The sequence below is a fragment of the Stenotrophomonas sp. GW821-FHT01H02A genome (genome assembly GCF_059422145.1).
In genome coordinates this window covers 39,150-57,555 of the sequence record NZ_JBWKWI010000009.1, presented here as the reverse complement: position 1 = coordinate 57,555, position 18,406 = coordinate 39,150, and the positions used below count along the sequence as shown (strand labels likewise).

The 18,406-nt window shown below is 68.3% G+C and carries 17 protein-coding genes; 12 read left to right on the top strand and 5 right to left on the bottom strand.

All coding sequences use genetic code 11. The features are described 5' to 3' along the window. Positions 1-101 precede the first annotated feature (101 nt). The 3 genes from AC07WC_RS14245 to AC07WC_RS14235 all read left to right on the top strand — a co-directional run bounded on the left by AC07WC_RS14245 (position 102) and on the right by AC07WC_RS14235 (position 4,770). Positions 102-2,330 (top strand): S9 family peptidase, encoded by a 2,229-nt coding sequence (locus AC07WC_RS14245; RefSeq protein WP_495210574.1) that lies wholly within the window; start codon positions 102-104, stop codon positions 2,328-2,330. Between the two features lie 39 nt (positions 2,331-2,369). Continuing rightward, entirely contained in the window at positions 2,370-2,879 is a 510-nt protein-coding gene (locus AC07WC_RS14240; protein WP_495210573.1) for a cytochrome c oxidase assembly factor Coa1 family protein, read from the top strand. Between the two features lie 79 nt (positions 2,880-2,958). Then, on the top strand, positions 2,959-4,770 hold the full coding sequence (locus tag AC07WC_RS14235) for a DUF885 domain-containing protein (protein WP_495210572.1): 1,812 nt from the start codon (positions 2,959-2,961) through the stop codon (positions 4,768-4,770). A gap of 43 nt (positions 4,771-4,813) precedes the next feature. Here AC07WC_RS14235 and AC07WC_RS14230 read toward each other — a convergent pair whose 3' ends face one another. Next, on the bottom strand, positions 4,814-5,272 hold the full coding sequence (locus tag AC07WC_RS14230; RefSeq protein WP_495210571.1) for a hypothetical protein: 459 nt from the start codon (positions 5,270-5,272) through the stop codon (positions 4,814-4,816). Positions 5,273-5,453: 181 nt separating this feature from the next. Here AC07WC_RS14230 and AC07WC_RS14225 point away from each other — a divergent pair, with 181 nt between their 5' ends. The 4 genes from AC07WC_RS14225 to AC07WC_RS14210 all read left to right on the top strand — a co-directional run bounded on the left by AC07WC_RS14225 (position 5,454) and on the right by AC07WC_RS14210 (position 8,064). Continuing rightward, entirely contained in the window at positions 5,454-5,702 is a 249-nt protein-coding gene (locus tag AC07WC_RS14225) for a hypothetical protein (RefSeq protein WP_481466982.1), read from the top strand. A 123-nt stretch (positions 5,703-5,825) separates the two neighbouring features. Further along, complete coding sequence (locus AC07WC_RS14220) at positions 5,826-6,743, top strand: bestrophin family protein (RefSeq protein WP_495210570.1); 918 nt, start codon at positions 5,826-5,828, stop codon at positions 6,741-6,743. A gap of 27 nt (positions 6,744-6,770) precedes the next feature. Beyond that, on the top strand, positions 6,771-7,760 hold the full coding sequence (hemB, locus tag AC07WC_RS14215; protein ID WP_390330367.1) for a porphobilinogen synthase: 990 nt from the start codon (positions 6,771-6,773) through the stop codon (positions 7,758-7,760). A 34-nt stretch (positions 7,761-7,794) separates the two neighbouring features. Further along, complete coding sequence (locus AC07WC_RS14210; protein ID WP_495210569.1) at positions 7,795-8,064, top strand: SHOCT domain-containing protein; 270 nt, start codon at positions 7,795-7,797, stop codon at positions 8,062-8,064. A gap of 63 nt (positions 8,065-8,127) precedes the next feature. Here AC07WC_RS14210 and AC07WC_RS14205 read toward each other — a convergent pair whose 3' ends face one another. Then, complete coding sequence (locus AC07WC_RS14205) at positions 8,128-9,003, bottom strand: TolB-like protein (RefSeq protein WP_495210568.1); 876 nt, start codon at positions 9,001-9,003, stop codon at positions 8,128-8,130. A 53-nt stretch (positions 9,004-9,056) separates the two neighbouring features. On the opposite strand from AC07WC_RS14205, the gene aroE reads away from it, so the two are divergent. From aroE to dinG, 3 genes are all read left to right on the top strand, one after another. Next, positions 9,057-9,902, top strand: a complete 846-nt coding sequence (gene aroE / locus AC07WC_RS14200; protein WP_102788661.1) for a shikimate dehydrogenase — start codon at positions 9,057-9,059, stop codon at positions 9,900-9,902. A 10-nt stretch (positions 9,903-9,912) separates the two neighbouring features. Then, positions 9,913-10,275, top strand: a complete 363-nt coding sequence (locus AC07WC_RS14195; protein WP_070472534.1) for a hypothetical protein — start codon at positions 9,913-9,915, stop codon at positions 10,273-10,275. Positions 10,276-10,416: 141 nt separating this feature from the next. Further along, a complete protein-coding gene (dinG, locus tag AC07WC_RS14190; RefSeq protein ID WP_495210567.1) occupies positions 10,417-12,519 on the top strand; it encodes an ATP-dependent DNA helicase DinG in 2,103 nt (700 codons plus the stop codon). A gap of 23 nt (positions 12,520-12,542) precedes the next feature. Here dinG and AC07WC_RS14185 read toward each other — a convergent pair whose 3' ends face one another. Together AC07WC_RS14185 and ilvD are read right to left on the bottom strand one after the other, a co-directional pair. After that, the gene (locus tag AC07WC_RS14185) at positions 12,543-13,172 is read right to left on the bottom strand and encodes a hypothetical protein (protein ID WP_495210566.1); all 630 of its coding nucleotides are present in this window, start codon (positions 13,170-13,172) and stop codon (positions 12,543-12,545) included. A gap of 82 nt (positions 13,173-13,254) precedes the next feature. Continuing rightward, on the bottom strand, positions 13,255-15,093 hold the full coding sequence (ilvD, locus tag AC07WC_RS14180; RefSeq protein WP_495210565.1) for a dihydroxy-acid dehydratase: 1,839 nt from the start codon (positions 15,091-15,093) through the stop codon (positions 13,255-13,257). A 204-nt stretch (positions 15,094-15,297) separates the two neighbouring features. Between ilvD and AC07WC_RS14175 the strand changes: the two genes are divergently transcribed. Both AC07WC_RS14175 and AC07WC_RS14170 read left to right on the top strand, forming a co-directional pair. Beyond that, a complete protein-coding gene (locus AC07WC_RS14175; RefSeq protein ID WP_495210564.1) occupies positions 15,298-15,861 on the top strand; it encodes a DUF1190 domain-containing protein in 564 nt (187 codons plus the stop codon). A 3-nt stretch (positions 15,862-15,864) separates the two neighbouring features. Further along, positions 15,865-17,043 (top strand): glutathionylspermidine synthase family protein, encoded by a 1,179-nt coding sequence (locus AC07WC_RS14170; protein ID WP_495210563.1) that lies wholly within the window; start codon positions 15,865-15,867, stop codon positions 17,041-17,043. A 45-nt stretch (positions 17,044-17,088) separates the two neighbouring features. Here AC07WC_RS14170 and AC07WC_RS14165 read toward each other — a convergent pair whose 3' ends face one another. Beyond that, positions 17,089-18,387 carry a DUF58 domain-containing protein gene (locus tag AC07WC_RS14165; RefSeq protein WP_495210562.1) on the bottom strand — a complete coding sequence of 433 codons (1,299 nt, stop codon included), beginning with the start codon at positions 18,385-18,387 and terminating at the stop codon, positions 17,089-17,091. Between the last annotated feature and the right edge of the window lie 19 nt (positions 18,388-18,406).

The window sequence follows — 18,406 nt, the reverse complement described above, 5'->3', positions numbered from 1 at the left end:
TCGCCCGCCGCCGGCACGATCGAGACGGATTTGGTTAGGATGAAGCGTTCCCCGTGCCGCACCCGCGGCCGGGGACTGCCCAGACGCTGCCGGAATCCTTCATGCGCCACCTGTTTGCTTCGCTCGCCCTGATGCTCGCCTCGACCTCGATCGCCCACGCTGAAAAACTGACCCTGGATGCCATCACCGGTCCGCTGCCGTTGTCCGGCCCGACCCTGATGAAGCCCAAGGTCGCCCCGGATGGCTCGCAGGTCAGTTTCCTGCGTGGCAAGGATGCGGACCGCAACCAGCTGGACCTGTGGGCGTACGACATCGCCAGTGGCCAGACCCATCTGCTGGTCGATTCGAAGGTAGTGCTGCCGGGCGAAGAAACCCTGAGCGATGCCGAGAAGGCGCGCCGCGAGCGCCAGCGCATCGCCGCGATGACCGGCATCGTCGATTACCAGTGGTCGCCGGATGCGCGCACGCTGCTGTTCCCGCTCGGCGGCGAGTTGTACCTGTACGACCTGAGCAAGCAGGGCAAGGCCGCGGTGCGCCAGCTCACCCACGGTGAAGGCTTCGCCACCGATGCCAAGCTCTCGCCGAAGGGCGGCTTCGTCAGCTTCGTGCGCGCCCGCAACCTGTGGGTGATCGACCTGGCCAGTGGCCAGCAGATCCAGCTCACCCGCGATGGCAGCGACACCATCGGCAACGGCGTGGCCGAGTTCGTGGCCGATGAGGAAATGGACCGCCACACCGGTTACTGGTGGGCGCCGGACGACTCGGCCATCGCGTTCGCCCGCATCGATGAATCGCCGGTGCCGGTGCAGAAGCGCTATGAGATGTATGCCGACCGCACCGAGATGATCGAGCAGCGCTACCCGGCCGCCGGCGACCACAACGTCACCGTCAGACTGGCGGTGATCGCGCCGCGCCAGAACGCCAAGCCCAGCTGGATCGACCTCGGCCGCAACCCCGACATCTATCTGGCCCGCGTCGATTGGCGCGACCCCAGGCACCTGACCTTCCAGCGCCAGTCGCGCGACCAGAAGACGCTCGAACTGATCCAGACCGAACTGGCCAGCGGCCAGCAGCGCACCCTGGTGACCGAAACGTCGCCGACCTGGGTGCCGCTGCACAACAGCCTGCGCTTCCTCAAGCAGGGCGGCTTCGTGTGGTCGTCCGAGCGCACCGGTTTCGAGCATCTGTACCGCATTTCCGATGACGGCAAGACCGTCACCGCGCTGACCGCCGGCAACTGGCCGGTGGACGAACTGCTGGCCGTGGATGAAACCGCCGGCAAGGTCTATTTCCGTGCCGGGATGGACAACCCGCGCGAAAGCCAGCTGTATGCCGTGTCGCTGCAGGGGGGCACGCCGCAGCGCCTGTCCCAGGCACCGGGCATGCACACCGCCAGCTTCGCGCGCAACGCCAGCGTCTACGTGGACAGCTGGTCCAACACCACCACGCCGCCGCAGATCGCGCTGCACCGTGCCAACGGCGAGAAGATCGCGACCCTGGTCGAGAACAATCTTGAAGACCCGGCGCATCCGTACGCGCGCTATCTCGATGCGCAGCGCCCGGTCGAGTTCGGCAGCCTGACCGCCGCCGACGGCAAGACCGAACTGCACTACAGCCTGATCAAGCCGACCGGCTTCGATCCGGCCAAGCGCTACCCGGTGGTGGTGTACGTCTACGGCGGCCCGGCCTCGCAGACGGTCACCAACAGCTGGCCCGGCCGTGGCGACCACCTGTTCAACCAGTACCTGGCCCAGCAGGGCTACGTGGTGTTTTCGCTGGACAACCGCGGCACCCCGCGTCGCGGCCGTGATTTCGGCGGCGCGCTGTATGGCGTGCAGGGCACGGTGGAAGTGGCCGACCAGCTGCGCGGCGTGGCCTGGCTGAAGCAGCAGGCCTGGGTCGCCCCGGCGCGCATCGGCGTGCAGGGCTGGTCCAACGGCGGTTACATGACCTTGATGCTGCTGGCCAAGGCATCGGACAGCTACGCCTGTGGCGTGGCCGGTGCGCCGGTGACCGATTGGGGCCTGTACGACACCCACTACACCGAGCGCTACATGAACCTGCCGGGCAACAACCCGAAGGGCTACGAAGAAGCGCGCGTGCTGGCGCACATCGACGGCCTGCGCTCACGCCTGCTGCTGATCCACGGCATGGCCGACGACAACGTGCTGTTCACCAACTCCACGGTGCTGATGAGCGCCCTGCAGAAGCGCGGCCAGCCGTTCGAACTGATGACCTATCCGGGTGCCAAGCACGGCCTGTCGGGCAGCAACGCGCTGCATCGCTACCGCCTGGCCGAAGATTTCCTGGGGCGCTGCCTGGCGCCCTGATTACCCGTTCCTGCCACCGGCCTGACAAGGAGTTTGCCGATGACATTGCCGCCCGCGCTTCCTGGTACGACCGTGCCCACCGGCTGGTGGCGCCGCCACTGGCGCTGGGCCATGCCATTGGCGGTCGTGTTTGGCATCGGCGCCGCAACCGGGGCGGTGTGGTTCGCGCTGTCCCAGTGGGCGTACTGGAGCAAATCCAGCACGCCCTACCAGGAGGCCATGCGCCGCGCGCGCTGCAACATCGAACTGGTGGAGGCGCTGGGTGAGCCGCTGCGTGATGGCTACCTGCCGGCCGGCTCGATGCACTCCAATGGCCAGAGCCAGTTCGTGATCGCGGTCTCCGGCCCACAGGGCCATGGCCGCATGTTCCTCAATGCCAAGCGCTCCGGCGATCACTGGGATTACCCGATGCTGTACGTGGTGACCGACGGCAAGGAGGCGATCGATCTGGCGGCGCTGGACGATATCGAAGCCGCGGAACGCTGCGCGCTGGAAGAGTGCCGGGCCAAAGGGGAGTGCCCGCCGTCACCGGACGCGTTGCGGATCTGAGCAGCGCATGACCTCCGGCCAATTGCCCCGGACCCGCCAAGTGCGTAGGGTCGCAGGCATCCTGCCCTGGAGTTCCTGCATGAAGCCGCTTGTCCTTGCTGTTGCGTTGGCCCTGTCCGTTCCCGCCGCGCTGTCGGCCCCGCCGGCCCTGGCCGCCCCGGCAGCCGCCAAGCCCGCCGCCTCGCCGGCCTGGGTCACCCGCAGCAACCAGTTGGCGCAGATCCTGTTGGATGCGCAGGGCCCGTTCCAGCCGGAAGAAACCGGCTTCTTCGGCGTACCGGGTTATGACGACAAGGTGGCTGACTTCGGCCCGGACAACGGCGCCCGCTACCGCGCGGCGATGGCCAAGGCACGCAGTGAACTGCAGGCCAAGCTCACCACCGAGCGCGATCCCAACGTGCGTCAGGACCTGGCGATCATGATCGCCGCCGCCGACCAGAACATCGAAGGCAGCGAGCTCAACGAGAAGTACCTGCTGCCGTGGAGCGACACCCCGCAGACCGTGTTCAGCGGCCTCAACCTGCTGCTGTCCGACCAGGTACCCGCCGAGCGCCGGGCCAAGGCGCTGGATCGCCTGAAGGCCTACGCCGGGCTTGCCCCGGGCACGCAGCCGGTGACCACGCTGTCGCGCCAGCGCTACGAAGAGCGCCTGGGCGACAAGAGCCTGCTGCAGCCGACGAAGATCGAAGTCGAGCAGTCGCTGGCCAATGTCGATACCTACATCAGCGGCATCGAGCAGTTGTTCGGCAAGTACAAGGTGGCCGGCGCCGAGCAGGCGCTGCAGACCATCGCCAGCCAGCTGCGCGAGTACCGCGACTGGACCCGCCGCGAGGTGCTGCCCAAGGCCCGCACCGATGCGCGCCTGCCCGAGCCGCTGTATGCGTACCAGCTCAAGCGCGTGGGCATCGACATCGCCCCGGCGCTGCTGATGCAGCGGGCCCAGCTGGAATTCATGGAAACCCGCTCGGCGATGCGCCAGCTGGCACCGCTGGTGGTGCAGGCCAAGGGCCTGAAGGTCACCGACACCACCGACCCGGTGGCGGTGGTGCGGGCGCTCAAGGGCGACAAGATTCCCGACGACCAGCTTGAACACCACTACCGTGGCGTGATCGATGCGATCGACCCGATCATCCGCAAGGAAAAGATCGTCGACGTGCCGCAGCGCCCGATGCAGATGCGGCTGGGCTCGGCGGCCGAAAGCGCCGCCTCGCCGGCCCCGCATTTCCTGCCGGCCCCGCTGGTCGGCAACACCGGGCAGCAGGGCACCTTCGTGCTGTCGCTGGGCAACCCGGCCGCCGGCGACAAGGCCGCGCAGTACGACGATTTCAACTTCGGCTCCGCCGCCTGGACGCTGAGCGCGCATGAAGGCCGCCCCGGTCACGAGCTGCAGTTCACCGCGATGGTGGAGCGCGGCATCTCGCTGGCGCGCACCATGTTCGCCTTCAACTCGGTCAACGTGGAAGGCTGGGCGCTGTATGCCGAAGCGGAGATGGTGCCGTACGAGCCGCTGGACGGGCAGCTGATCGCACTGCAGTTCCGCCTGCTGCGTGCCGCGCGCGCGATGCTGGACCCGATGCTCAACCTCGGCCAGATCGACCGTGCCAACGCCGAGCGCGTGCTGATCGATGAGGTCGGCCTGTCCAAGGCGATGGCCACGCAGGAACTGGACCGCTACATGGTGCGCATGCCCGGCCAGGCGGGCAGCTACTTCTACGGCTATACCCGCATTCTTGAGCTGCGCATGCAGACCGAGCTGGCGCTGGGTGATCGTTTCGACCGCCTGGCGTTCAACAACTTCCTGCTCGACCAGGGCCTGCTGCCGCCGGACCAGCTGGCCAAGGCAGTGAACGAGGTGTTCGTGCCCAAGTACAACAGCGCGGCCAAGCGCTGACACGGGGGCCACGACCCACGGTCGTGGCCTACCGCGGTGTTCGTTACCGCTGCGGCGTGATCGTCTGCGTCGGCAGGCGCGGTGCCGGCGGCGGGTTGGGCACCCAGATGGCGACCCCGGCCGCGCGCTTCTGCGTGGTCGGGATGCCGATGCCGAGGCCACCGCCCACGTGCGAGCCGTAGCTGCCCGCACCGACGGACATGCCCACCGGCGATCCGCTGGAGCCGACGCCCATCAGAATGACGCCATTGGCCCCGAGCGCGGCGGCCTCACGCTTGAGCCGCATCACGGCGGCATCGGTCTGGCCCTGGGTGCCGAAACCGACCGCACTCGCCGATTCGAGCTGGGCGATTTCCTGCGAGCCGGCCGGCGGGGTGGAGTAGATCTGCACCGTGGCCGGATCGACCGGCGCACGCGCCTGGCCGAGCATGACCTTGGAGGTGCTGGCACAGCCAGCGCTGACCAGCGCCAGGCCCAGCAATGCAGCGCATCGGATGTTCATGGCGTTACCCCTGTGTGTGATGGCTGGGATGATCGGTGCTGGCGACTGAATCGGTCCCAACCCCTGCCAGTGCACCCTAGCACCGGCCCGGTGAGGCCCCCGCCAACAGCGTCTCGCCGCCGCTTGCGCCTGCGCCCGGAACCGCTATGGTGGGCCACGCATTCACCTCAAGGAGCCGGGCATGGGATTGATCAGTCTGTTGTGGGGCATCGTCGCGCTGCTCTGGATGATTGTGGCCCTGATCCCGCTGCTGGGCTGGGGCAACTGGTTCCTGATCCCGTTCGCCGCGGTGGGCGCGGTGATCGCCGCCATCGGCATCCTGTTCACCCATGCCAGCAAGCGCGGCCGGGCCTGGACCGGGCTGGTGCTCAACGGCATCGTGGTGGTGGTCGGCATCGTCCGGCTCGGGCTGGGTGGCGGCATCCTCTGAGCCGTGCGGGTGCGACCGACCGTCGCAGCTCACGGCCGCCCGGCAGCATCGGCGTAGAATGACCGGCTGCCGCATCCGGCTCCGCCGGCGGTCCACGCCCGTCCGGGCGCTCTCCCTGCACCGATGATCATTCGTCCTCGTCCCCACGGCTGGCAACTGCTCTATATCCTGCGCGGCTCCATCGTTCCGGCGGTGGCCCCGAAAGTCGTGGCGATCCTGCTGCTGTCCGTCGCCGTCGCCGCCCTGGCCGAGCTGTGGCACCCGCCGGGCATCGAGCGCGTCTCGGTGGCGCCGTTCACGCTGCTGGGCCTGGTGCTGTCGATCTTCCTCAGCTTCCGCAACAACGCCTGTTTCGAGCGCTGGTGGGAAGGCCGCAAACTGTGGGGCCAGTTGATCTATGAATCCCGCAGCCTGGCGCGCCTGTCCCAGGCACTGCTGGTCGACGATGCCGCGCTGCGCGACCGGGTGTGCCGGCTGTGCATCGGCTTCGCGCATGCGCTGGCTGCCCGCCTGCGTGGCCGCGACGTGGCGCTGGCGGCGCTGCCGTGGGTGGCCGAGGCCGACCGTGCGCGTTTCGGCCAGCGCCGCAATGTGCCGGATCAACTGCTGGCGATGATCGCCTCCGATCTGGCCCGGGCGCTGCGCGCCGGTCAGCTCGATCCCTACCTGTACACCCAGTTCGAAACACGCCTGCATGCGCTCTCCAGCATCCAGGCCGGTTGCGAGCGCATCCTGACCACGCCGCTGCCGTTCGCGTACACGCTGCTGCTGCACCGCTGCGCGTGGCTGTTCTGCGTGCTGTTGCCGTTCGGCCTGGCCAGTTCGCTGGGCTGGGCCACGCCGGTGGTGTCGGCCGTGTTGGCGTATGCATTCTTCGGCCTGGACCAGCTTGGCGAGGAGATGGAAGAGCCGTTCGGGCTGGAATCCAACGACCTGCCGCTGGATGCGATGGTGCGCACCATCGAAATCGATCTGCTCGACAGCCTGGGCGTCCAGCCGCTGCCTGAGCCCCTGCAACCGCGGCAGTACCTGCTGCAGTAATTCCTGCCTTCCGTTCCGGAGCACCTCATGGCACACCCCGATTATCGCCCCCGGCGCATGCGTCACGACGAATTCTCGCGCCGCCTCATGCGCGAGAACACCCTGACCACCGACGACCTGATCTATCCGGTGTTCGTGCACGAACTGGCCGGGCGCGCCCCGATCGCCTCGATGCCGGGCGTGGAACGGCTCTCGATCGACGAGCTGCTCAAGGTGGCCGAAGAGGCGCTGGAACTCGGCATCCCGGTGATCGACCTGTTCCCGGTGATCGATCCGGCCGGCAAGAGTCTCGACGCGGCGGCGGCATGGGACGGGAATGGCCTGGCGCAGCGCGCCGTGCGTGCACTCAAGGCGCGCTTCCCCGAGCTGGGCGTGATGACCGATGTCGCGCTGGATCCGTACACCACGCATGGCCAGGACGGCATCATCGATGACGCCGGCTACGTGCTCAACGACATCACGGTCGAGGCACTGGTCAAGCAGTCGCTCTCGCATGCCGAAGCGGGCGTGGACATCATTTCGCCGTCGGACATGATGGACGGCCGCATCGGCGCGATCCGCCGTGCGCTGGATGCCGCCGGCCATGTCAACGTGCGCATCATGGCCTACTCGGCCAAGTACGCGTCGGCGTTCTACGGTCCCTTCCGCGATGCGGTCGGCAGCTCGGCCGGCCTCGGCAAGGCGGACAAGAAGACCTACCAGATGGACCCGGCCAACGGCGACGAGGCCATGCGCGAAATCGCGCTGGACCTGGAAGAAGGTGCGGACATGGTCATGGTCAAGCCAGGCATGCCCTACCTGGACCTGGTGCGCCGGGTGAAGCAGCAGTTCGGCGTGCCGACCTTCGCCTACCAGGTCAGCGGCGAGTACGCGATGATGAAGGCCGCCTTCGCCAATGGCTGGCTGGACGAACGCGCCTGCGTGATGGAGTCGCTGATCGGTTTCAAGCGTGCCGGCGCCGATGGCGTGCTGACCTATTTCGCCCCGCAGGTGGCGCGTTGGCTGCGCGAGCGCTGACAATACGCGCCCACCCCGATACAGGACGACGATGATGCAGACGATGGGATGGCTACAGTGGGTGACCTGGACGGCCGGCGTGCTGGCCTTCGCAATGGTCATCGGGCTGGTGATCCGTGGCGTGCGCCGCGCCGCGCGGCAGGCGCCGGAGCAGCCCTCCGCCGCTGCCCGCATCGCCCGTGAGGCGCAGCTGTCGCCGGCGTTGCAGGCGCAGCTGGCGGCCTTGAACCAGCGCAAGGACCATGGCGAGATCAGCGAAGCGCAGTACGAGCAGTTGCGCGCCGAGCTGCTGCAGGCGCGCTAGCGCTCGGCCGGCACGGTCAGGGCTGGCGCCAGGCCACGCGGCGGCCATTCGGCCCCCGCAGCGTCAGCCGCAGCGCTGGCCCTTCGGCGCTGACGGCGTCCTGATCCGGTACAGATCCAGCCCGCCGGCACGCGGTGAGCGTGCCATGCCGGCCAGTACCATTTCCGACGGCTTCGACGCGTCCACTACCGGCGCGCCGGTCTGGCCGTCCGCGGTATTGAACGACAACGTCAGCGGCACCGCCGCCTGGCGGTGATCGCAGCCCGCCAGCAGGACCTGCGCATGTCCGCCGCTCGCGCGGGTGAAGGCCAGTGCACCCTCGTTATCCAGCCAGGCCGCCCCGAGTTCGTCGGCGGCCGTGTTGAGCGGAGCGGGCAGGGCCTGCGCGGTGCCGAATCCCTCGCCCTGCACGGGCGCCAGATACAGATCGAAGCCGCCCTGGGTGTGCTTGCCGTTGCGCGAGAACAGCAGGGTGCGCCCGTCCGGGCGCAGGGCCGGCGCCCGTTCGTCGTCGCGCGTGTTGAGGGGGCCCGGCAGGGTCTGCGTGGGCCCGAGGCTGCCATCGGCGGCCACCGGGGCGCGGTACAGGTCGAATCCACCCTGGCCGCCGCTTCGGTCGGAGGCGAAGTACAGCCAGCGTCCATCGTGGCTGAAGTAGGGGTCGCGCTCATCGCTGGCGCTGTTGAGCGGAAGTGGGGCGGGATCCTGCCAGCGGCCATCGCGCAGCACCGCCTGCCACAGGTCCCAGCCGCCCTGGCCACCGGCGCGGTCGCTGGCCCAGACGAGGCGTTGGCCGTCCGGCGCGATCGTGGCCTGGGCTTCGTTGGCCTTGGTCGAAACCACGCCCATGCCCTCGATGCCGAATTCGGAAAGCGCCATCGCGGCGGGCGTGCAGAGTAAACTGGCGCTCAGCGCGAGCAGAGACAATGGAATGCGCATCATCGCGTCCGTTGGGGTTTGCGTTCCATTCTAGGCCCGGAGCAGGACAACCCATGACCGACCGTTACGCCGTATTCGGCCAGCCCATCGCGCATTCGCAGTCGCCGCACATCCACGCCACGTTCGGCCGGCAGGAAGGTCTGGCGCTGGACTACCGTGCGATCGAAGCGTCGCCGGCCGAATTCCTGGCAGCGTTGGAGGCCTTCGCTGCCGAGGGCGGCGTCGGCGCCAACATCACCGCGCCGCACAAAGAAGCCGCCTTCGCACTGTGCACCACGCTGACCTCGCGCGCGCGCCGCGCCGGCGCGGTCAACACGCTGCTGCGCAAGGGCGACCGCTGGCATGGCGATACCACCGATGGCATCGGCCTGGTCCGTGACCTCACCGACCGCCACGGCCTGGACCTGCGTGGCCGCCGCACCCTGTTGATCGGCGCCGGTGGCTCGGCCCGCAGCGTGGCCCCGGCCCTGCTGGATGCCGGCATCCTGGAGCTGGTGGTGGTCAACCGCACTCCGGAGCGCGCCGACGCGCTGATCGATGCGATGGGCGAGCCGGGCCGCGCGATCACCCGCTACTGGGAAGACATCCGCGAGCTGGGCGATTTCGAGTTGATCGTCAACGCCACCTCGGCCGGGCGCGACCGCGCCGCGGAGTTCAAGCTGCCGCTCTCGCTGGTCAACAGCATGACCACCGCCGTGGACCTCAACTACGGCGAGGCCGCGATCGCCTTCACCGCATGGGCGCGCTCGGCCGGCTGCCGCAACATCGTCGATGGCCTGGGCATGCTGGTCGAACAGGCCGCCGAGAGCTTCCTGCAGTGGCACGCCGTGCGCCCGCAGACCGACGCGGTCTACACCGAGCTGCGGAACCGGCTGGCGCCGCTGGCCGGCGAGGACTGAGCCGGTGGACATGGACCTGCTGGTCTCGATGCTGACCATGGTGGGCGTGCGCCTGCCGGTGCTGATCGCGCTGGCGGTCGCGGTGGTGTGGGTGGTGGACACCCCGCGCGGGGCGATCCGCAGCGTGGCCCTGGGCGCGCTGGGCCTGATAGCGCTGACCACGCTGGCCGGCCTGGTGCTCAACCTGGTGCCGATGTGGATGGTGCAGCAGGGCAACTACGAAAACCTGCAGCTGATGTCCAAGCTGCTGGGCGCTGGCCACTTCGCGCTCAACCTGTTCGAGGCGCTCGCCCTGGTCCTGCTGGTCTGGGCGATGACCCGCGCGCTGCGCAGCCGCGCCGTTCCACCCGCTGCGCCGCTGCCACCGCGCTGAGCGGATGCAGCAGGCTGTCGCGGTCCACAGTGTTGGAGTGGGTCGCGTCATGGAGATGAACCGGCGCGGAAAATGGCGCCGGTCACGGCCGCCGGGTCGTGAGAAAATGGGGACCGTGATCCAGTCAGGCAGTCCCCCGGCGTGACCGAAAAAGTTGAAGCCCCCCGCGCGCTGAACGACGAACTCAAGGCCGGCATCCGCGACGCCTACGCCAAGCTGCAGGCCAATACGCCCGGCTTCAGTACCCGGCGCTCGCAGAGCCAGATGATCGGCGTGGTGTCGCGTGCGCTCTCGCACAGCGGCGGCGTTGGCGTGGTTGAGGCCCCGACCGGGGTCGGCAAGTCGCTGGGCTACCTGACCGCCGGCGTGCCGATCGCGCTGGCGACCAAGAAGAAGCTGGTGATCAGCACCGGCACCGTGGCGCTGCAGTCGCAGCTGGTCGAGCGCGACATCCCCAACTTCCTCAAGGCCACCGGCATCGAAGCCACGGTGGCGCTGGCCAAGGGCCGCACCCGCTACCTGTGCACCCGCAATGCCGCTGAAGCGCATGGCGATGGCGCGCAGGAAGGGATGTTCGAAGACGAGCAGCCCTTGTTCGACCGCCCGCTGGCGCCGATCGAAATGGACCTGGCGCAGTCGCTGAGCAAGGCCTTTCTCGAAGGCCGCTGGAACGGTGATCTGGACAACGCGCCGGAGACGATCAGCAACACCCTGCGCTCGCGCATCACCACGCCGGCCTCGGGCTGCGCCGGACGCAAGTGCGCCTACTCGGCGCAGTGTGCCGTGCTGCGCTCACGCAACACCGTGCGTGAAGCGCAGATCGTGGTGACCAATCACGCACTGCTGTTGTCGGCGCTGTCGATCGGCGAGAGCGACAACGGCCAACCGCTGATCGCCCCGCCCTCGGACATGCTGCTGGTGCTTGATGAAGGCCATCACATCGGCAACGTCGCCATCGACCAGGGCGCGGCCAGCCTTGCGCTGGACGAGATGGCCAAGCGCACCGGCCGCCTGCAGATCCTGATCGCCGCGGCGTACCGCGCGGTGGACAAGGACAAGCTGGGCAACCTGCTGCCCAACGAGGCGATCGAGGTCGCGGCCAAGGTCAGCAAGCAGCTCAAGGCCTTCCGCGATGTGATCGACCGCAGCTGGCGGCCGGACCCGTCCGCGCAGGAGCCGATGTGGCGTGCCCCGAACGGCCGCCTGCCGGAGATCTGGATGCCGGACATCGAGGCCATCGCCGACGATACCCGCGCGCTGTTCAACTGGGCGCACGCCGCGCTGACGCAGGTGGCCAAGGGCAAGCCCGAGGATGCCGCGCGCGAGCGCCTGCAGCGCAACCTCGGCATGGCGCTGGAGATGATCGAGCAGCAGCACAACCTGTGGACCGGCTGGCGCCGCGAAGACAAGGACGGCCAGCCGCCGACCGCGCGCTGGGTGACCCTCTCGCGCGATGGCGACCTGGTCCTGCACGGCTCGCCGGTGTCGGCCGCCAACGTGCTGCGCAAGCTGCTCTGGGATGAAGTGGACTCGGTGGTGATGACCTCGGCCACGCTCACCGGCGGCGGTGATTTCCAGGCGCTGGCGATCGACAACGGTATTCCGGCCGAGGCCGAGATGGTCTCGCTGGCCTCCCCGTTCGACCTGCCCAACCAGGCGCAGCTGATCGTGCCGGCGTTCCCGGTGACCCCCGATGACAAGGAGGGCCACCCCAAGGAGATCGCCAAGTACCTGGTCAAGGAGCTGGACTGGGACAAGGGCAGCATCGTGCTGTTCACCTCGCGCTGGAAGATGGAAAAGGTGGCCGAGCTGATGCCGGCCGCGCAGCGCAGGCAGGTGCTGGTACAGGGCGAAACCGCCAAGCAGAAGATGATCGACGAGCACCTGCGGCGCACCTCCGCCGGCGAGGGCTCGGTGCTGTTCGGGCTGAATTCCTTCGGCGAAGGCCTCGATCTGCCCGGCGAAGCCTGCACCACGGTGGTGATCACCCAGGTGCCGTTCGCGGTCCCGACCGACCCGCAGACCTCCACCTTGAGCGAGTGGTTCGAAAGCCGCGGTCTGAACGCGTTCAACCTGATCGCGATCCCGCACGCCCTGCGCACGCTCACCCAGTTCTCCGGCCGGTTGATCCGCACCTCCACCGATACCGGCCGCGTGATCATCCTCGACTCGCGGCTGCTGACCCGCCGCTACGGCAAACGCATCATCGATTCACTGCCGCCGTTCAAGCGGGTGATCGGGTAACACGGGCAGCTCCTGCGACCCGATCAGGGTGTGCGGCCCTCGGGCGTGGTCGTAGTGTCGGGATGGCGGCAGGACTGAGCGGAATACGCCTGCCGGTAGCCCTGGCCGAAGCAGCGGACAAACGCATCGACCACATCGAGATTGGGCGGCCAGGCGACCTGCAGCACCTCGCCGTTCGGCATCGCGAAGCTGAAAAATCCATCCTTGACGTTCACCTCCGGTGGCGCAGGCAGGGCGGCGAGCGTCGCGCGCGCAGCGGCCAGGGCCGGGCGGTCCTTCTCGATGAAGGCGATGCTGGCTTCCACGTAGGGATTCCAACCGCCAGCGTCGGGCGCGGGCGTGTAGGTCTGCCGCATCAACGCGACCGCCTGTGCGTCCTGCCCGGCCTGTGCACGCATCTGCGCTTCATGCCAGATCATCGTGGTGTTGCCGGCGGCCTTGGGCTGCGCACGATAGGCCGCGATGAGATCCGCGGCGGCCAGCTGGCATTCGCCTTGTTCCGCCATCGGTCGCCAGCCGCCTTCCATATCCTGATCGAACTGCTCCGGGGTCAACGCCAGCATCGCGGTGCGATCCACCGCGCATCCATCGGCGAAGGCCGGACATGCGGCCGCCGACAGGGCCAGCGCGAGCAGAGAACGGGTACTGCGCATCGTCACATCCTTGTGCAGAGGTCTGACCTGAGTGTTTGCGAGGGCTGCACCCAGGTCAAGCCGGGAGGCCGCGCTGGCGTCCTCAGTCGTCCAGCTTCGCCAGGTCCCGCACCGCGCCCTTGTCGGCACTGGTGGCCAGCAATGCATACGCTTTCAGCGCGCCGGTGACCTTGCGCGGGCGCGCCTCGCGCGGTTTCCAGCCCAGGGCGTCCTGCTCGGCACGGCGTGCCGCCAGCGTGGCGTCATCCAGCAGCAGATCGATGCGCCGCGCCGGAATGTCGATGCGGATGCGGTCGCCATCGCGAACCAGGCCGATGGTGCCGCCCGAGGCCGCTTCCGGTGAGGCATGCCCGATCGACAGGCCCGAGGTGCCGCCGGAGAAACGGCCATCGGTGAGCAGGGCGCATTGCTTGCCCAGGCCCTTGGATTTCAGATAGCTGGTCGGATACAGCATCTCCTGCATGCCCGGGCCACCGCGCGGGCCTTCGTAGCGGATCACCACCACGTCACCGGCAACGACTTCATCGGCGAGGATGCCCTGCACGGCGGCGTCCTGGCTCTCGAACACCCGCGCGTTGCCCTCGAACACGTGGATCGATTCGTCCACGCCGGCGGTCTTCACCACGCAGCCGTCGACGGCGAGGTTGCCACGCAGCACGGCCAGTCCACCCTCGGCGGAATAGGCATTGGCGACATCCCGGATGCAGCCTTCGGTGCGGTCCACGTCCAGCGTCGGCCAGCGCGTGGCCTGGCTGAACGCGACCTGGGTCGGGATGCCGGCCGGCCCGGCGCGGAAGAAATCGTGCACGTTCTCGTCGGTGCTCACCGCGACATCCCAACGTGCGATCGCCTCGGCCAGGGTGCGGCTGTGTACGGTCGGCACGTCGGTATGCAGCAGCCCTCCGCGCGCGAGTTCGCCGAGGATGCCGAATACGCCACCGGCCCGATGCACATCCTCCATGTGGTACTTCGGCGTGTTCGGGGCGACCTTGCACAGCTGCGGCACCCGCCGCGAGAGCGCATCGATGGCATGCAGGTCGAAGTCCACCTCGGCCTCCTGCGCCGCCGCCAGCAGATGCAGGATGGTGTTGGTCGAGCCGCCCATCGCGATGTCCAGCGTCATCGCGTTCTCGAACGCCTGGCGGGTGGCGATGCCGCGCGGCAGGGCACCGATCTCTTCGCCGCCATACCAGCGGTGGCACAGTTCCACGACCAGGCGGCCGGCCCGGCGGAACAGCTGCTCGCGGTCGGCATGCGTGGCCAGGGTCGAGCCGTTGCCCGGCAGCGACAGGCCCAGCGCTTCGGTCAGGCAGTTCATCGAGTTGGCGGTGAACATGCCCGAGCACGAGCCGCAGGTGGGGCAGGCGCTGCGCTCGTATTCGGCGACCTTCTCATCGCTGGCGCTTTCATCGGCGGCGATCACCATCGCATCCACCAGGTCCAGTTTGTGCTCGGACAGGCGTGTCTTGCCCGCTTCCATCGGCCCACCGGAAACGAACACCACCGGGATGTTCAGGCGCAGCGCGGCCATCAGCATGCCGGGGGTGATCTTGTCGCAGTTGGAGATGCACACCAGCGCGTCGGCGCAGTGCGCGTTGACCATGTACTCCACCGAGTCGGCGATGATCTCGCGGCTGGGCAGCGAATACAGCATGCCGTCGTGGCCCATGGCGATCCCGTCATCCACCGCGATGGTGTTGAACTCCTTCGCCACGCCGCCGACCTGCTCGATCTCGCGCGCCACGAGCTGGCCCAGGTCCTTGAGGTGCACGTGGCCGGGCACGAACTGGGTGAATGAGTTGGCGACGGCGATGATCGGCTTGTGGAAATCGCCATCGGTCATCCCGGTGGCGCGCCACAGGGCGCGTGCGCCAGCCATGTTGCGGCCGGCGGTGGAGGTGCGGGAGCGGTATTCAGGCATGGTGGCTGGCAGGATCCGGCGGGCCGTGGGGGCGCGTTTCAGCCCGATTCTGCCGAAAAATTCCGGTTGCGTTTGCAACCACCTTCGCTGCTGCCGTGCGATCGAATCCTGAAACGCCGTTCATGTTCTGGACTTTGCTGGTTTTGGTTGTTCGCGCCGATCAGGCATGATTGGGGAGATAACCGCACTAGGGGGCATGACGCCATGAAACGTTCCAGGACCACTGCGCTGCTGCTGATGAGCGCTGCGCCGCTGCTGTTCACCGCCTGCCAGAAGAACGAGGCCGTACAGGTGCAGGAGGGGCTCTACACCTCGGTGCAGGCCTGTACCGAAGCCACCGGCGATCCGTCCAGCTGCCGCAACGCCTTTGCCGAAGCGCAGAAGCAGTCCGCCGATGCCGCCCCCAAGTACGCGACGCGTGAAGCCTGTGAGGCCGAGTACAACGCCGAGCAGTGCGTGGAACAGAAGACCTCCACCGGCCATTCGTTCATCGGCCCGATGATGATGGGCTTCTTCATGTCGCAGATGCTCAACAACCGCGGCGGCGCGGGCCTGGCCCAGCAGCCGGCGGCGGCGCCGGCCTACCAGGACAAGGCCAAGGGCTGGGCACGCCCGGGTCCGTCCACCGGCGGGCTGAACACCGCCAGCGGTATCGGTGCCGGCAAGGCCGGCCTGGCCCCGGTCAACGCCACCCCGAACCGTGCGGTCACCGCCAGCCGGGGTGGCTTCGGCAACACCAGCAGCAACCGCAGCAGCGTCGGCGGCTGATCGATGCAGCGCGTGCGTATCGCCGAGCGCAGCCAGTGGCGCGCCCGGGCCGAAGAGTCGGGGTTCCGTTTCCATACCATCGATGGCCTGCCGTACTGGGATGAAACGGCGTATTACGCCTTCACCCTGCGTCAGATCGAACAGGACATCGAAGACCCCAGCGCCGAGCTGCACGCGATGGCGATGGATCTGGTCGATGAGGTGGTGGGCAGCCAGCAGCTGATGGAGCAGCTGGCGATCCCGCCGCCGTTCCGCGACTGGATCGCCGACAGCTGGCGCCGGCGCGAGCCGCACCTGTACGGGCGGCTGGATTTCGCCTACGACGGCAGTGGCCCGGCCAAGCTGTACGAACTGAATTACGACACGCCGACGTCGCTCTTCGAAGCCTCGTTCTTCCAGTGGCAGTGGCTGGAGGACCAGCGCAACCAGAACCGGTTGCCGCCGCATGCCGACCAGTTCAACGCGATTCATGAAGCCCTGGTGGAACGTTTCGGTGAACTGGCCGCGCAGCTGCCGCCGCCGCTGTATTTCAGTGCGGTGGGGGCGTCCGAGGAAGACCAGGGCACCGTCGCCTATCTGCGCGACTGCGCCGCCCAGGCCGGCCTGCGCGGCGAAGCGATCGCGATCGAAGATATCGGCCTGTCCGAAGACGGGCGCTTCACCGCGCTCGACGACAGCGTGATCGGCAGCCTGTTCAAGCTGTATCCGCTGGAAGACCTGATGACCGAGTCGTTCGGCCAGGCGCTGCCCGGCTCGGGCGTGCAGCTGCTGGAACCGGCATGGAAGGCGATCCTGAGCAACAAGGGCGTGCTGCCGTTGCTGTGGCAGCGCCACCGCGGCCACCCGAACCTGCTCGCCGCCGAGTTCGACGATGGCAGCGAGCTGCCGCGCGGCTGGGTACGCAAACCGCTGTTCTCGCGCGAAGGCGCCAACGTCGCCCTGCACCTGGCCGATGGCAGCTGGCAGGAAAGCGAAGGCCCGTACACCGGCCCGGCGATCCGCCAGGCCGCGCATCCCCTCACCGCGTTCGATGGCGGCTATCCGCTGATCGGCAGCTGGGTGGTGGGCGACCAGGCCTGTGGCATGGGCATCCGCGAAGACAGCAGCCGGATCACCCGCGACAGCGCCCGCTTCGTACCGCACGCGATCATCGACGAAGCACCGACGCGCATCTATCTCTGATGGCGTTCCCGCGGCCGGTCCCGACCGCAGCCCGGTCCCGGTGGGTTACAGCAAGCCGTCCCGCTTGACCGCCAGATAGCGTTCCACCAGCGCGCCCGGCAGGGCCTCGGCGGTGACATCGAGCACCATCACCCGATGGCTGCGCAGCGCATCATGCGCATCGCTGCGCTGCTGCAGGTAGCGGGCGATCGCGCCGGCCTGGCTGGCGTCCTGCAGCGTCTCCACCGGCTGGGCCAGCGCATCATCCAGCTCGCGCTCGCGCAGGCTGGCCACGCACACCAGATGCTGGCGCTGCAGCAGGCGCACCGCCGCGAGCAGATCTTCGATGTCCTCATCGCGCACGTTGGTGACCAACATCACCAATGAACGGCGGCGCTGGCGCAGCGAGAGCTCGGTGGCGGCGGCCAGATAATCGGTCGCGACCGGCTGTGCCTGCAGGTCGTAGCTGGCACGCAGCAGGGTGTCGATGGTGCCCATGCCGCGTTTCGGCGCGACCCAACGGCTTTCTCCCCCGGCGGCAAACAGCCCCACGCCGTCGCCCTGGCGCAGCGCGAGGTAGGACACCACCAGCGCCGCGTTGAGCACATGGTCGAAGTGCGACAGGCCACCTTCGCTGGCCATCATGCGCCGGCCGGTATCGATCATCAGCACCAGCTGCTGGTTCTTCTCATCCTGGTACTCGCGCGAAATCAGCTTGCGCGCCCGCGCGGTGGCCTTCCAGTCGATCTGGCGCAGGCTGTCGCCGACGCGGTACTCGCGCATCTGGTGGAAATCGGTGCCTTCGCCGCGACGGCGCTTGAGGTGCGCACCGACCAGGCGCGAGGCCTGTTCGGCACTGAACAGCGCAAAGCGGGTCAGCGGCACGAAGTTGGGGTACACGCGGACCGTCATCGCCGGCGGCAGCTGCCGCCGCTGACGCCAAAGGCGCCAAGCGCTATGCACGCGCAGATGCACGCCCTCGAACACGAAGCGGCCACGTGCGGTCGGGGTCAGCCGGTACGCCACGCTGCTGCTCACCATCGGCTTGAGCGCCAGCGTACGCGGCAGCCCCTGCAGGCTCCAGCCACCGGGGACCAGATCAACCACCTCCACGCGCTGATGCCGGCTCGATTCCAGGCGCAGGGTGGCTTCACGCTCGACGTTCAGCGCCAATGATTCGGGCAGTTCGCGGTGCACACTCGGCGAGGGCTGGCCGCGCAGGCGCAGCAGGTCGACCAGCGCGACCAGCGCCACGCCGCCGCCGATCGCGTACCAGACCGCGTGTGGCCACGCGCCGAGCACGACCGGCACGCCAAGCAGCCCCCAGCCGGCCAGCAGCGCCAGCAGCAGTGGGCCCGGCCTCATGCCATCCGCTCGCGGGGGA

Excerpts from the sequence above, each read along its gene's own strand:
- ilvD (WP_495210565.1), bottom strand. The coding sequence starts at position 15,093 with ATGCCTGAATACCGCTCCCGCACCTCCACCGCCGGCCGCAACATGGCT.
- AC07WC_RS14235 (WP_495210572.1), top strand. The coding sequence starts at position 2,959 with ATGAAGCCGCTTGTCCTTGCTGTTGCGTTGGCCCTGTCCGTTCCCGCC.
- AC07WC_RS14165 (WP_495210562.1), bottom strand. The coding sequence starts at position 18,387 with ATGAGGCCGGGCCCACTGCTGCTGGCGCTGCTGGCCGGCTGGGGGCTG.
- AC07WC_RS14175 (WP_495210564.1), top strand. The coding sequence starts at position 15,298 with ATGAAACGTTCCAGGACCACTGCGCTGCTGCTGATGAGCGCTGCGCCG.
- AC07WC_RS14170 (WP_495210563.1), top strand. The coding sequence starts at position 15,865 with ATGCAGCGCGTGCGTATCGCCGAGCGCAGCCAGTGGCGCGCCCGGGCC.
- aroE (WP_102788661.1), top strand. The coding sequence starts at position 9,057 with ATGACCGACCGTTACGCCGTATTCGGCCAGCCCATCGCGCATTCGCAG.
- AC07WC_RS14220 (WP_495210570.1), top strand. The coding sequence starts at position 5,826 with ATGATCATTCGTCCTCGTCCCCACGGCTGGCAACTGCTCTATATCCTG.
- AC07WC_RS14245 (WP_495210574.1), top strand. The coding sequence starts at position 102 with ATGCGCCACCTGTTTGCTTCGCTCGCCCTGATGCTCGCCTCGACCTCG.
- AC07WC_RS14225 (WP_481466982.1), top strand. The coding sequence starts at position 5,454 with ATGGGATTGATCAGTCTGTTGTGGGGCATCGTCGCGCTGCTCTGGATG.
- AC07WC_RS14205 (WP_495210568.1), bottom strand. The coding sequence starts at position 9,003 with ATGCGCATTCCATTGTCTCTGCTCGCGCTGAGCGCCAGTTTACTCTGC.
- AC07WC_RS14195 (WP_070472534.1), top strand. The coding sequence starts at position 9,913 with ATGGACCTGCTGGTCTCGATGCTGACCATGGTGGGCGTGCGCCTGCCG.
- AC07WC_RS14185 (WP_495210566.1), bottom strand. The coding sequence starts at position 13,172 with ATGCGCAGTACCCGTTCTCTGCTCGCGCTGGCCCTGTCGGCGGCCGCA.
- hemB (WP_390330367.1), top strand. The coding sequence starts at position 6,771 with ATGGCACACCCCGATTATCGCCCCCGGCGCATGCGTCACGACGAATTC.
- AC07WC_RS14240 (WP_495210573.1), top strand. The coding sequence starts at position 2,370 with ATGACATTGCCGCCCGCGCTTCCTGGTACGACCGTGCCCACCGGCTGG.
- AC07WC_RS14210 (WP_495210569.1), top strand. The coding sequence starts at position 7,795 with ATGCAGACGATGGGATGGCTACAGTGGGTGACCTGGACGGCCGGCGTG.
- AC07WC_RS14230 (WP_495210571.1), bottom strand. The coding sequence starts at position 5,272 with ATGAACATCCGATGCGCTGCATTGCTGGGCCTGGCGCTGGTCAGCGCT.